Annotated in this window: 12 protein-coding genes and 1 tRNA gene; 7 read left to right on the top strand and 6 right to left on the bottom strand. The window is 70.1% G+C overall.

Features of this window, described 5'->3' with window-relative positions; translation table 11 throughout:
• Positions 1 to 82 precede the first annotated feature (82 nt).
• The 4 genes from H508_RS0100835 to H508_RS0100820 are packed head-to-tail and all read left to right on the top strand — an operon-like array spanning position 83 to position 4,011.
• A complete protein-coding gene (locus tag H508_RS0100835; RefSeq protein WP_211220826.1) occupies positions 83 to 835 on the top strand; it encodes a class I SAM-dependent methyltransferase in 753 nt (250 codons plus the stop codon).
• Entirely contained in the window at positions 835 to 1,845 is a 1,011-nt protein-coding gene (locus H508_RS0100830) for a polyprenyl synthetase family protein (protein ID WP_035253584.1), read from the top strand. The genes H508_RS0100835 and H508_RS0100830 overlap by 1 nt, the downstream gene beginning before the upstream one ends.
• A 47-nt stretch (positions 1,846 to 1,892) precedes the next feature.
• Complete coding sequence (locus H508_RS0100825; RefSeq protein ID WP_026372654.1) at positions 1,893 to 3,245, top strand: FAD-dependent oxidoreductase; 1,353 nt, start codon at positions 1,893 to 1,895, stop codon at positions 3,243 to 3,245.
• Position 3,246: 1 nt separating this feature from the next.
• Positions 3,247 to 4,011, top strand: coding sequence for a sulfite exporter TauE/SafE family protein (locus H508_RS0100820; RefSeq protein WP_026372653.1), 765 nt, complete (start codon positions 3,247 to 3,249; stop codon positions 4,009 to 4,011).
• 6 nt (positions 4,012 to 4,017) lie between these two features.
• Here the strand turns inward: H508_RS0100820 and H508_RS0100815 are convergent, their stop codons facing one another.
• Positions 4,018 to 5,469 carry a phospholipase D-like domain-containing protein gene (locus H508_RS0100815; protein WP_051222448.1) on the bottom strand — a complete coding sequence of 484 codons (1,452 nt, stop codon included), beginning with the start codon at positions 5,467 to 5,469 and terminating at the stop codon, positions 4,018 to 4,020.
• 22 nt (positions 5,470 to 5,491) lie between these two features.
• Entirely contained in the window at positions 5,492 to 5,983 is a 492-nt protein-coding gene (locus H508_RS0100810; RefSeq protein WP_026372651.1) for a YajQ family cyclic di-GMP-binding protein, read from the bottom strand.
• A gap of 135 nt (positions 5,984 to 6,118) precedes the next feature.
• On the opposite strand from H508_RS0100810, the gene H508_RS0100800 reads away from it, so the two are divergent.
• The gene (locus H508_RS0100800) at positions 6,119 to 7,606 is read left to right on the top strand and encodes a hypothetical protein (RefSeq protein ID WP_156905944.1); all 1,488 of its coding nucleotides are present in this window, start codon (positions 6,119 to 6,121) and stop codon (positions 7,604 to 7,606) included.
• A gap of 13 nt (positions 7,607 to 7,619) precedes the next feature.
• Here the strand turns inward: H508_RS0100800 and H508_RS0100795 are convergent, their stop codons facing one another.
• The 3 genes from H508_RS0100795 to H508_RS0100780 all read right to left on the bottom strand — a co-directional run bounded on the left by H508_RS0100795 (position 7,620) and on the right by H508_RS0100780 (position 8,778).
• A complete protein-coding gene (locus tag H508_RS0100795; protein ID WP_026372649.1) occupies positions 7,620 to 7,904 on the bottom strand; it encodes a hypothetical protein in 285 nt (94 codons plus the stop codon).
• Positions 7,905 to 7,971: 67 nt separating this feature from the next.
• On the bottom strand, positions 7,972 to 8,187 hold the full coding sequence (locus tag H508_RS0100790) for a hypothetical protein (RefSeq protein WP_156905943.1): 216 nt from the start codon (positions 8,185 to 8,187) through the stop codon (positions 7,972 to 7,974).
• A 506-nt stretch (positions 8,188 to 8,693) separates the two neighbouring features.
• Positions 8,694 to 8,778 (bottom strand) — tRNA-Tyr (locus tag H508_RS0100780).
• A gap of 90 nt (positions 8,779 to 8,868) precedes the next feature.
• Here H508_RS0100780 and H508_RS0100775 point away from each other — a divergent pair.
• Both H508_RS0100775 and H508_RS16520 read left to right on the top strand, forming a co-directional pair.
• A complete protein-coding gene (locus tag H508_RS0100775; protein WP_026372647.1) occupies positions 8,869 to 9,672 on the top strand; it encodes an inositol monophosphatase family protein in 804 nt (267 codons plus the stop codon).
• Positions 9,673 to 9,857: 185 nt separating this feature from the next.
• A complete protein-coding gene (locus H508_RS16520) occupies positions 9,858 to 11,042 on the top strand; it encodes a M23 family metallopeptidase (RefSeq protein WP_026372646.1) in 1,185 nt (394 codons plus the stop codon).
• A 71-nt stretch (positions 11,043 to 11,113) separates the two neighbouring features.
• Here H508_RS16520 and H508_RS0100765 read toward each other — a convergent pair whose 3' ends face one another.
• Positions 11,114 to 12,754 carry a glycoside hydrolase family 13 protein gene (locus H508_RS0100765; RefSeq protein ID WP_026372645.1) on the bottom strand — a complete coding sequence of 547 codons (1,641 nt, stop codon included), beginning with the start codon at positions 12,752 to 12,754 and terminating at the stop codon, positions 11,114 to 11,116.
• Positions 12,755 to 12,908 lie beyond the last annotated feature (154 nt).

Below are 12,908 nucleotides of genomic sequence, written 5' to 3'. Positions count from 1 at the left end.
CACGCCAGCCTAGACGGCCGCCCCGGGGCGCCCGACCCGGACGCCCGACCCGGCCCCAGCCCGCGCCGCCTAGGATGGTGGTGTGAGCCGAGCCGACATGCAGAAGGACCCCAGCGAGGTGGCGGGCATGTTCGACGCGACGGCCAAGCGCTATGACCTGCTCAACTCGCTGCTCTCGGCCGGCAACGACAAGCTGTGGCGCATCCACATGCAGCGCGCCGTCCGCCCGCAGGCGGGGGAGCGGATCCTCGACGTCGCCGCGGGCACGGGCGCCTCGGCCGCGCCGATGGCGAAGGCGGGTGCGCTCGTCACCGCCCTCGACATCAGCCACGGCATGCTCGAGGAGGGGCGTCGCCGCCACCCCGACATCGAGTTCGTGCACGGCAGCGCGACCGAGCTGCCGTTCGACGACGACACCTTCGACGCCGTCACCATCTCGTTCGGCCTGCGCAACGTGCAGGAGCCGCGCGCGGCGCTCAGCGAGTTCTACCGCGTGCTGAAGCCCGGCGGGCGCCTCGTCGTGTGCGAGTTCTCGCACCCGCCGGTCGATGTCGTGCGCAAGGGCTACGAGCTCTACCTGGGCACCGCGCTGCCGGGCATGGCGCGGCTCGCGAGCAGCAATCCCGAGGCCTACCGCTACCTCGTCGAGTCGATCTCGAGCTGGCCCGACCAGCACTCGCTCTCGCAGTGGATCCGCACCGCGGGCTTCACGCGCGTCGCCCACCGCAACCTCACGCTCGGCGTCGTCGCCCTGCACCGCGGCCGCAAGCCCACCGAGCAGACCGCCGCGCTGCGCCTCGCGCGCCACGCGAGCCCGGAGGAGCAGGCCGACTGATGCCGACGATCCCCGAGACCTTCGGTCTCCGCGGGCCGCGCTTCACCGCGCCCGCCGACCGCCGCGTCGTCGACCGCATCGAGGAGAGCCTCGCGACGGTCGAGGAGCGGCTCGTCGCCCACCTGCACGTCGCCGATCCCGTGGCGGATGCGGTGACGCGCTACCTCCTGGAGGCCGGCGGCAAGCGCGCCCGGCCGCTGCTGCTGCTGCTCACGGCGCACCTCGGGCAGGGCATCGACGACCAGGTGCTCACGGCGGCCGAGCTCATCGAGATCACGCACGTCGCGAGCCTGTACCACGACGACGTCATGGACGAGGCGGAGACCCGTCGAGGCGTGCCCTCCGCGCACGTCGCGTGGAGCAACTCCGTCGCGATCCTCGCCGGCGACCTGCTCTTCGCGCGCGCCGGCATGCTCGCCGCGCCGCTCGGCCGCGAGGTCGCCGAGCTGCAGGCCCGCACCTTCGAGCGGCTGTGCCTCGGCCAGCTGCACGAGACGCTCGGCCCGGGCGACGAGGATCCGGTCGCCCACTACCTGCAGGTGCTCGCCGACAAGACCGGCTCGCTCATCGCCGCGGCGGCCGAGTGCGGCGCGCTCGTGAGCGGCGCCGACGCCGCGCACCGTGAGGCGCTCCGCGAGTTCGGCGAGCGCATCGGCGTCGCCTTCCAGCTCGTCGACGACGTCATCGACCTCTCGGCCGACCCCGGCACGGGCAAGGACCAGGGCAACGACGTGCGCGCGGGCGTCGAGACGCTGCCCGTGCTGCTGCTCGCGCGCCGCGACGACGAGGCCGCGGCGGCGCTGCTCGCCCGCCTGCAGGATCCCGTCGACGACGCCGACCTCGCTGCCGCGGTCGCCGAGCTCGCCGCCCACGACGTCGTCGACGAGACGATGGCCGAGGCCGAGCGATGGCAGCGCGAGGCGCTCGTCGCGCTCGAGCCGCTGCCGGCCGGCACGGTGCGGCGCGGCCTCGAGGCGTTCGCCGAGAAGGTCGTCTCGCGCACCCGCTGAGCACCCGAAGTCCGGGCGGCGCGCCCGCCCTCACCCCAAGGAGAGAAGTGAGCGAACCGCTCCGCATCGCCGTGATCGGCGCAGGCCCCGCAGGCATCTACGCCGCCGACATCCTGAAGAAGGCCGTCCGCGAGGCCGGCGGCGACGTCTACATCGACCTGTTCGAGCAGCTTCCCGCCCCCTACGGTCTCGTGCGCTACGGCGTCGCGCCCGACCACCCGCGCATCAAGGGCATCATCTCGGCGCTCCGCGAGGTGCTCGAGGCGGGCGTCGTGCGGCTGTTCGGCAACGTGCGCTTCGGCGACGACATCACGGTCGCCGACCTCGAGCGGCTCTACCACGGCGTGATCTTCGCGACCGGCGCCACGAAGGACGCCCCGCTCGACATCCCCGGCGTCGAGCTGCCCGGCTCCTACGGTGCCGCCGACTTCGTCTCCTGGTACGACGGCCACCCCGACGTGCCGCGCGAGTGGCCGCTCGAGGCGAAGGAGATCGCGGTCATCGGCAACGGCAACGTCGCCCTCGACGTCGCCCGGATGCTCGTGAAGCACCCCGAGGATCTCCTGCCGACCGAGGTGCCCGACAACGTCGTGGCCGGCCTCGAGGCATCCCCCGTCACCGACGTGCATGTCTTCGGCCGCCGCGGCCCGCTCGGGGTGAAGTTCACGCCGCTCGAGCTGCGCGAGCTCGGCGAGCTGCGCGACGTCGACATGATCGTCCACGACGAGGACTTCGGCGTCGACCCCGACGAGGAGACCGCGAAGCAGAACAAGCAGATCCTGGTGATCTCGCGCGTGCTCGACCAGTGGCGGCAGCGCGAGGTCGGCACGGCGTCGCGTCGCCTGCACCTGCACTTCTGGTCGAGGCCGGATGCGGTGCTCGGCGACGAGCGCGTGGAGGCGCTCCGCGTCGAGCGCACACGCCCGACGCCGGAGGGGCTCGAGGGCACGGGCGAGTACCGCGAGTTCCCGGTGCAGGCCGTCTACCGCGCGGTCGGCTACTTCTCCTCGCCGCTGCCGGGCGTGCCCTTCGACGAGCGCCGCGGCGTCATCCCGAACGAGGCCGGGCGCGTGATGGACGGCATCCGCCCCCTGCCCGGGATGTACGCGACCGGCTGGATCAAGCGCGGCCCCGTCGGCCTCATCGGCCACACGAAGTCCGACGCGAAGGAGACGATCGAGCAGCTGCTCGGCGACTCCAACTCGTGGTGGTCGCCCGAGCCCTTCGACCAGGATGCGGTGCCGCGGCTGCTCTCGGAGCGCGGCGTCGAGTGGACCGACATCGACGGCTGGATCCGGCTCGACGAGCACGAGATGGCGCTCGGCGAGCCGCACGGGCGCGCGCGCGTCAAGGTCGTGCCGCGCGACAAGATGGTGCAGATCTCGCGCGACGAGCGCTGACTTGGAGCCGATCGGCTGGGCGCTGATCGCGCTCGCGTCGGTCGGCGGCGGCGCGATCAACGCGGCGGCGGGCGGCGGCACGCTCATCACCTTCCCGGCGATGCTCGCCGCCGGCATGAGCCCGCTCGCGGCCAATATGACGTCGTCGATCGGCATGCTCATGGGCACGCTCGGCGGCGCGTGGAGCTACCGCTCCGAGCTGCGGCACCAGCGCCGGCGCTTCCTCGCGAACGCCCCGTTCGGGGTGATCGGCGGCGCGCTCGGCGCGGTGCTGCTGCTGCTCACACCCTCCGACTCGTTCACCGCGATCGTGCCGTGGCTCGTGCTCGGCGCGGCGGCGCTCTTCGCCGCGCAGCCGCTCATCGCCAAGCGGCTGGGCCGCGCGCCCGACAGCGGCTTCGACACCGTCTCCACCGGCGGTTGGGCGACGAAGGTCTCGTTCGTGCTCGTGGGCATCTATGGCTCCTACTTCGGCGCGGGCGTCGGCGTCATGATGCTCGCGATGCTCGGCCTGCTCATCCACGACTCGCTTCAGCACCACAACGCGCTCAAGAACGTGCTCGCCGCGGTCGTGAACGGCACCGGCGCGATCATCCTCGCCTTCTCGCCGCTCATCCACTGGGGCGTCGTGCTCGTCATGCTCGCCGGCTCGCTCGCGGGCGGCATCGCGGGCGGCTGGCTCTCGCGCCGGGTGCCGTCGTGGGCGCTGCGGGTCGTCGTGATCGCCTTCGCGATCGGCGTCGCGCTCACGATGCTGCTCGCGTGAACCGCCCTACTGCAGCGCCGACGTCAGCCGCGCGACGTTGTCGAACAGCTGCGTCACGCGCGGTCGGGCGAGCCACGTCTCGAGCGTGAGCTCCGACGACTGCAGCCGGTAGCCCTCCGCCGTGCCCTGCAGCTGCTTGACCATCGACTCGCCCTCGATGAGCATCGACACCTCGAAGTTGAGGCCGAACGAGCGCATGTCGATGTTCGACGAGCCGACGATCGAGACCTTGTCGTCGAAGGTCATGAACTTCGAGTGCAGTACGGTCGGCTTCGCGAAGAGCGTGATGCGCACGCCGGCCCGCAGCAGCTCCTCGTAGTACGAGCGCTGCGCGTGGTGGGTCCAGAACTGGTCGCCGATCTCGCTCGCGAACAGCTCGACCTCGACACCGCGGACCGCCGCCGACGTGATCGCGTAGCGCATCGCCTCGTCGGGCACGAAGTAGGGGCTCACGATCGTGATCCGGTGCTCGGCCGCGTGCACGAGCTCGAGGAAGATGCGCAGGTTGATCTCGCCCTCGAAGCCGGGACCCGAGGGGACGACGGATGCGTTGAGGTCGCCCTGGTGCTCGGAGCCGTGCGTCGCGAGCTCCACGAGCTCGTTCGACTCCGCCCACCAGTCCGACCAGAAGAGCACGTCGAGCGCGCGCACGGGCTGGCCCGTGAGCTCGATCCACGAGTCGCGCCACTGCAGGCCGCGGCGGATGTTCTTCTTCCACAGGTAGGAGGGGTCGACGAGGTTGAGGGAGCCGGTGAAGCCGACCGAGCCGTCGATCACGACGAGCTTGCGGTGGTTGCGCAGGTCGGGTCGCTGCCACTGCGCGCGCCACGGCTTGAGCGGCAGCATGTCGCGCCACTCGGCGCCCATCGCCTCGAGCCGGGCGATCGTCTCCTTGCGGCGCGGGTAGCGCGCGCTCGTGAGGTGGTCGACGAGCACGCGCACGGTGACGCCGCGAGCGGCGGCCCGCTCGAGCGCGGCGAAGAACACCTCGGTGCGTTCGCTCGCGACGATGAGGTAGAACTCGACGTGCACCCAGCGCTCGGCCTCGTCGATGCGGCGGGCCATCGCCTCGAGCTGCGCGTCGAACTCGCCCCACACGACGGCTTGCGTCGGGCCGACGTGCGGCATCGACGAGAGGGCGCGGTTGAGCTCGAGCACCCCGCCGAGCCACGATGGCCGGTCGCGCGCGGCGGGAGCGTCGTCGATCGAGAGGGTGCTCTCGCGGATGAGCTCCTGGATCGCCGACATCTTCTCGCGCCGCGCGCGAGGCAAGCGCGTGTTGCCGAGGATGCCGAAGACGATCCAGCCGACGATCGGCTGCAGCTGGATGACGAGCAGCCACGCGATCGCCGACGAGGGTCGCCGGTTGTAGGGCACGACGAAGAGGGCGACGACTCGCAGCAGGATGTCGACGACGAGGTAGAGCGTGGCGAACGCCTGCGCGAGCGTCAGCTCCACGGGGACGGGGGAGTGGCCGGTCTCAGCGGAAGTTGACGAACTGCAGGTCAATGTCGAAGTCGCCGGCCTTGAGCAGCCGGATCGTCTCCTGCAGGTCGTCGCGGCTCTTCGAGGTCACGCGCACCTCGTCGCCCTGGATCTGCGCCTTGACGCTCTTGGGGCCCTCGTCGCGGATGAGCTTCGTCACCTTCTTCGCGTTCTCGCTCGAGATGCCGTCCTTGAGCGAGATCTCGATCCGGTACTCCTTGCCCGAGGCGTACGGCTCGCCCTGGTCGAGCATCTTGAGGTCGATGCCGCGCTTGATGAACTTCGACTGCACGACGTCGAGCACGGCCTTCACGCGCTCCTCGCTCGACGCCTTGAGCAGCAGCTTCTCGCCGCTCCACGCGACGTCGGCGCCGACGCCCTTGAAGTCGTAGCGCTGCTCGACCTCCTTGCGCGCCTGGTTGACGGCGTTCTCGGCCTCCATCTTGTCGACCTTGCTGACCACATCGAACGAGCTGTCACTGGGCATGACAACAGGTTACGCGGCCGTCGCTCCGATCCTGCTCTTCGCCTTCGACGAGGACGAGCGCGCGTCGGCGCGGCGGAGTCAAGAGCCCGCGGAGGCGTGCGCGGATGGCCCGGATCGCGGATGTACTGTCTGGGTGTGGCTCAAGAAGATGATCGCCTCCTCACCGGACTGACACTGCCGTCGCGCTATGAGGCGCTGGTGAGGAAGGTGGGCCCCGAGGTCCTGAGGCTTCTCGTCAACCCCGCCTCATCGACGATGGAAGTGTTGGAAGAGGCTGCTGAGGCGGTCGGTTCACTCGGCGAGGGAGTTTTTCTCCCCATCTTCGCGAAGTCTGGGACCGGCAAGACGACGCTTGCCGAGAATCTCACGCTCTTCGCGTCCCGCACATTCGCGCCGACTCTGTCTTATTCGGGCTCCGTGGACTCGGCTAGTTTGATCGCGGCACTGAAGACCCATGAGCGCGATGTGCTGCCTGCTGACGACGCGCGCGTCATCCCGATGAACGTTGACCATCGCGAGGGCGCTCCTCCTTCCGAGGTCGAGCTGGCCCAGATCAAGCGCTTCCTCAGACAGGACGAAGGGTCCCGCGTACTACTGATCTGGCCCGAGACCTCTCGAGCGATTGCGCAGTCCATGGCTGACTCGTATCGCGAGGTCGCCGGGGTGCTGCCTTTGGCTATCCCCGTTGAAGTCTCTGGGCCCGGCGTCGACTCTTGGGCGGATCTCGCAGCGCAGACGCTCGTGCTCGCGAACGGTGTGGACTCGCTCGAGCACTTGGTCGACCTTGATCAGTACGAACCAGGTCAGTTCGCCTCGCTTGGTGATTTCCTGAAGCAGATCGCGATCGATTTCAATGCGCGCAAGCTGCAACTCGCACGCGCAACCGTGAGAGATGTGCGGCTCAGCATCGTGTGGGTCACTGAATCTCAGGGTCACGGAGTCCTCAGCACTCTCTCGTCCAGTCGCCGGTTTGGAATGCTTGACGGGGTAGCGCTCGTGCAAGCCTGCGCGGACAGCGTCATCGGTCAGTGGTGGGCGGCGCACCGGGGGCTTTTGGTCCAGACGATCGTGGCCTTGGACGCGCACGTGGTCGCAGTTGCGCCGCCTCTCGCCCTAGCAACGATGTCGCGCTACAGCACCCTTCCGGCGTACAAGACAGCGCTTGGCGATCTCGGTTACGCGACAAGAAGCCGGGCAGACGTCACCTCCTACATGCTTCGCAGCGACCTTGGTCGACGACTGGCGGGGGAGGTGCGGGCCGTCGGCGAGGGCCGCGGTAATCCGGCAGAGGAAGCTCGCGTCACGTTCGCCGCCGTCGGCGAGAACATTGGATTCCAGGGGGGACGCGACAAGGATCTCAATCGAGCATTCGGTGACGCCATCCGGGAGAGCGGCGTCGTGGGCAACGACGTGGACATTACGACAGAGACCGCGCTCTCCTTCTTGCCCACTTTGATCCCGGATGTTGGCGTGGACGACTCCTCGCGCGTCCACTGCCTGGAGTTCACGTATCGCAAGGGCGACTTCCTCGGTACCGCAAATCGCTCGACTGTGGCGCAGTACTGCTTGAACAAGCTAAAGAACTACGCCCGAGCGATGGGTTGGGTTGGCGCAGGCGAGTAGTCCCAGGCAGGCGCTACTCGGTTGGCTCTTCCGGATCGCGGGAGTCGTCGATCATCTTCGACCACTCGGAATCGACCCTGGCTTGATCAGATAGCGCACCGTTGAGTAGCTCTTGTACCTTGCTAGCCGAGTAGCCGTCGGCTTGCACCGTAAGTCCGCCCAGCTTCAGTTCGAACCGCTTCGCGGAATGGCGATGTGTGATCGAGTGAATCACCGCGGCAAGTCCGGCTAGACCGCCTGCCGCACCAACCGCGGTCACGGCTTCGAGCCACAGCTCGGCACCGGCGCTGAACTCCATCGCCGTGCTGTGCTCAAGCTCAGCATGGTCGAGCAGAGACTTGACCTCTCTCGCCTCGTCGTTGACTTCAGCGCGTACAAGCGACGGCGCTGAGCGCCGCCGCGAGGTTGCGACTCGCCTCCGGCTGCTGGGCGCGGACGCCGCCCACCTCGAACTCAGTCGCGTCAACCCAGGATTGCAGCGGGCTGCTGACCTTCTCGACCAGGAGCAGGCCGATCGGCTTCCGCGCGATCCGGGAGGCCTTCCTTAACCCGGAGCCGCTCGATGGCAGCACATCGTGCAACACTGTGCGGAAACGCGATGGGGGATCGTCATGACCCGTGCAGCGCGACACGCTGACGCATCTCGCGTCGCAGCGCGTCGGCTGCGGCGATGGCAACGAGTCGCGCTCGCGTCTGAATGGCGCTAAGTGGGCCCGGACGGACAGCACATGGTCGACGACGCTGACGACGAAGAACCGACGCCGGAACAGCTTTCATCAATGCGACGGCGGGATAGCTGGACCACAGCGACTTTGGTGTTTGTCACGATGGTGTCCCTGGCGTGGCTTGTCGCCGAGTGGTTCGGCTGGTTGAGGTAAGCGGCCTCGCGAACGGCGGGACTCGGGGCGCTCTGAAAGTCGACCGTTAGTAGTCGACTACATCGAACGAGGAATCTGCCATGCCCCGATCCTAGGCCGGTCGACCCAGCCGCGCGTCGAGCGTCGCGCGCCGCACGGTGCCGGAACTCTGCGGGCCGGCGGGCGCGGCCGAGACGGCGGAAGCCCCGCTTCGAGGCGGGGCTTCCGGATGGTGGCGAGTGAGGGATTCGAACCCCCGAAGGCATTGCCAGCTGATTTACAGTCAGATCCCTTTGGCCGCTTGGGTAACTCGCCGAGGCCGCGCGGGCCGTCGTCCACCTTACAACACCCACAGGCGCCGCCCCGCCCTGCTCGGCGCCGGGGCGGGATCGCTACCGTGGAGGCATGCGCGAGCTCCACGACCTCAACGTCAGCATCGCCGTCGAGGCGGCTGAGCTCGCGCGGGCCCGCCGACGCGTCGGCGTCGCGGTCGCTGCGAGCAAGTCGAGCCTCGTCGACATCGTCACCGAGGCCGATCGCGAGGTCGAGCGGCTCGTCGTCGAGCGCCTGCGCGCCGCGCGCCCCGACGACGGCATCCTGGGGGAGGAGGGCACGAGCATCCCAGGCACCTCCGGGCTCACCTGGGTGATCGATCCGATCGACGGCACCGTCAACTACCTCTACGACATCCCCGCGTACGCGGTCTCCATCGGCCTCGTCGAGGGCGACCCCGACCCCGCGACGTGGCAGCCGCTCTCGGGCGTCGTCGTCAACGCCGCGTCGGGCGAGCGCTTCGAGGCGACCCGGGGCGGGGGAGCGACGCTCGACGGCCGCCCCATCAGGGTGGCGGATGCCGTCCCGGCGGCGACCGCGCTCGTCGGCACGGGATTCGGGTACGACGCGGCCCGCCGGCAGCGGCAAGCCGCGATCGTGCAGGAGCTCATCGGCTCGGTGCGCGACATCCGTCGCATCGGCGCGGCCGCGCTCGACCTCGCGAACGTCGCCTCCGGCCGGCTCAACGCGTACTACGAGATCGGCCTGCAGCCGTGGGACTTCGCGGCCGGCGCCCTCATCGTCGAGGAGGCCGGCGGCTCCCTGCACGGCTGGGAGGGCGAGGCGCCGGGCTCGCGGTTCCTGCTCGCGGCGCACCCGCAGCTGGCGGCCGAGATCCTCGAGCTGCTGGCGCCGCTGCCCGTCGGGGGTGTCTGACCTCTTGCCAGGTCGTTACCATTCCGTTATCTTTGATGGCTGGAGCGCGCGACAGGGCCGCTCCGCGCGTCGTTGCTCCTGACGCCCGGTCCGTGCTTTCATCGGAACCGGCGCTGGTCACGATCGCCCCCAGGATCGACGCGCGCCAACGAACCCCAGACTTCGACCTCCAGGACGGCCCCCGCGTGACATCCCCCACACGACGAGCACTGCGCTCGTCGGCTGAGGCTGTCGTCGCGCCTGCGCCGCCCACGCGCCGCGAGCTGCGAGAGCGCGAGCGCGCCGCCGAGGCGATCGCGCTCACCGCGGCCGAGGCCCGCACGGCCGCGCGCGTCACGGTCGTCGAGGGCTCGGCGCCGCTCTACACGACCCGCCGCGCGATGCGCGAGGCCGCGACGCAAGCCGCGCGCGAGCTGCCCGTGACGATGGCGGCAGAGGCCTTCACCACGCCGGTCATCACCGTCGACGCGCCCTCGCTCGGCACCGGCGGCGACAGCGTGCCCGCCGTCCGCCCGCCGGCGCCGCGCCCCCTCGCGCCGCGCGTCGTCCGCCAGACGGCCCCCGTCGGACCGCCGACCCGGCGCCCGACGAGCGTCCGCGGCATCGCGCAGAAGATCACGGCCGGCGGCGCGCTGCTGTTCATCGGCTCGCTCGTCGTCGTCACGAGCCTCCCCGCCCAGGCCGTCCAGCAGCCCGGCGGCATCGACCCGCAGGTCGCGGCGATGCACGAGGAGGGGGAGCAGACGCTCGAGGGCGTCTCGGCCGAAGTGACGAGCTACTTCGCCCGCGACGACATCATCGTCAACGACCAGGTCGCGGCCGCGCGGATGTCCGACGGCGAGCGCGCCGCCTTCCAGGCGGTCGCCGACGGCGAGCCCGCCGGCCCCTCCTACACGGGCGACCCCGCCTTCCCGCAGGTGTGGTCGATGCTCGAGACGAGCTTCGTGCAGACGCCGTTCCCCGACATGGACCAGGTGTCGATGTCGAGCGGCTTCGGCTACCGTCCTGGCGGCTTCCACGGCGGCAGCGACTTCACGCCCGGCCTCGGCACCGACATCCGCCCGATCGCGAACGGCGTCGTGTCGGCCGTCTTCCAGGGCAACAACCCGGGCGGCGGCGGCTACTCCGTCTTCATCGACCACAACATCGACGGCCAGTTCGTGCAGTCCTGGTACGGCCACATGCTGCCCGGCTCGATCGACGTGCGCGTCGGCCAGGTCGTCGACATCACGACGATCATCGGCCAGGTCGGCAACTCCGGCCGCTCGACCGGCCCGCACCTGCACCTCGAGCTGAAGAACAGCGACTACGTCTCGTTCGACCCGGTGCTGTGGCTCCAGACGCGCGAGATGAACCTCGAGCACCGCTGAGCGCGACACCCGCGAATCGCAGAAGGACGCCCTGCCGATCGGCAGGGCGTCCTTCGTGCATCGGCGCCTGATCAGGCGGTGCGCACCCACACGGTCTCGTCGGCCGCGAGCGACGCCGCGTCGAGCGGCGACGACGACAGCAGGATCTCGCCGCGCGGCACGTCGACGGCGTCGTGACCGATGTTGGCGATCACGGTGATGCCGCCGTTGCGGAAGCCGATCGCGGTCGGGCCCACGTCGATCCACTCGAGCTCACCCGTGCCGAGGCCGTGCGCCTCGCGGAGCGCGAGCGCGCGGCGGTAGAGCTCGAGCGTCGAGCCCTCGACGCCGGCCTGCGCGTCGCGCGCGAGCGTCGCCCACTCCGGCGGCTGCGGCAGCCAGGTCTCGCCCGTGGGGGAGAAGCCGTACGCCGGCGACTCCGACTCCCACGGGATCGGCACGCGGCAGCCGTCGCGGCCCCACAGCTCGCCCTTCGTGCGGTGGAAGGTCGGGTCCTCGCGCTGCTCGGGCGCGATCGCGGTGACCTCGGGAAGACCGAGCTCCTCGCCCTGGTAGACGTAGGCGCTCCCGGGGAGCGCGAGCATGAGCGCCGTCGCGGCACGCCCACGGCGCAGCGAGACGGTCGGGTCGGCCTTCGACTTGGAGGTCGGGCCGATGCCTGCGCCGTGGGGCGGCGGCGGCACGAGCGCGAGGCGCGTGCGGTGCCGGATCGTGTCGTGGTTCGAGAGCACCCAGGTCGGCGGGGCGCCGACCTCGCCGAACGCGCGGATCGACTCGTCGATCACGGAGCGCAGCTGCGCCGCGTCCCACGGCGTCTCGAGGTAGACGAAGTTGAACGCCTGGTGCATCTCGTCGGGGCGCACGAAGCGCGCCATCTTCTCGAGCGGGCTCACCCACGCCTCGGCGCACAGCACTCGGTCGCCCTCGTACTCGTCGAGCACCGTGCGCCAGCGGCGGTAGATCTCGTGCACGTGCTCCTGGCCGAAGAACGGCGAGTCCATCGAGCCGGCGGCGATGAGCTCCTCGTCGACGTCGGGCAGCCCCTCCGCCTTCGCGTTGCCGTGCGCGACGTCGACGCGGAAGCCGTCCACGCCCCGGTCGAGCCAGAAGCGCAGCACCTCGACGAACATGTCGCCGACCTCGGGGTTGTTCCAGTCGAAGTCGGGCTGCGAGGAGTCGAACAGGTGGAGGTACCACTCGCCGTCGGCGACGCGCGTCCACGCGGGCCCGCCGAAGACGCTCTGCCAGTTGTTCGGCGGCTCGTCGCCGCCCGGGCCCTTGCCCTCGCGGAAGATGTAGCGCGTGCGCTCCGGGCTGCCAGGGCCCGCGGCGAGCGCCGCCTGGAACCACTCGTGCTGGTCGGAGGAGTGGTTCGGCACGAGGTCGACGATCACGCGGAGGCCCTGGGTGTGCGCCTCGGCGAGCATGCGGTCGAAGTCGTCGAGCGTGCCGAAGAGCGGGTCGACGTCCATGTAGTCGCTCACGTCGTAGCCGGCGTCCTTCTGCGGCGAGCGGTAGAAGGGGCTCAGCCAGATCGCGTCGACGCCCAGCTCGGCGACGTGCGGCAGCCGCGCAGTGATGCCCGCGAGGTCGCCGATGCCGTCGCCCGAGGCGTCGGCGAAGCTGCGCGGGTAGATCTGGTAGATCACGGCGGAGCGCCACCACTCGTGGCCGTGCGCGGACTGCGGTTGCTGTGTCGAGACTTCGGTCATGGCTCCAGGGTAGGCGGATGCCCTGGGTCGCGCCGACGCGGTGCCCAAGGTCACGAAATGCCAACGATCGGCGATTATCGGTCACGCCGGGTTGCAGAGGGAGCAGGTTGCGGCCACGATGAGCCAGGCACGCGACGACGCCGTCGTCAGCGGA

This window comes from Agrococcus lahaulensis DSM 17612, assembly GCF_000425105.1.
Classification (GTDB): Bacteria; Actinomycetota; Actinomycetes; order Actinomycetales; family Microbacteriaceae; genus Agrococcus; species Agrococcus lahaulensis.
The sequence above is the reverse complement of the archived record's forward strand: the minus strand, read 5'-3'. Positions and strand labels throughout refer to the sequence as shown.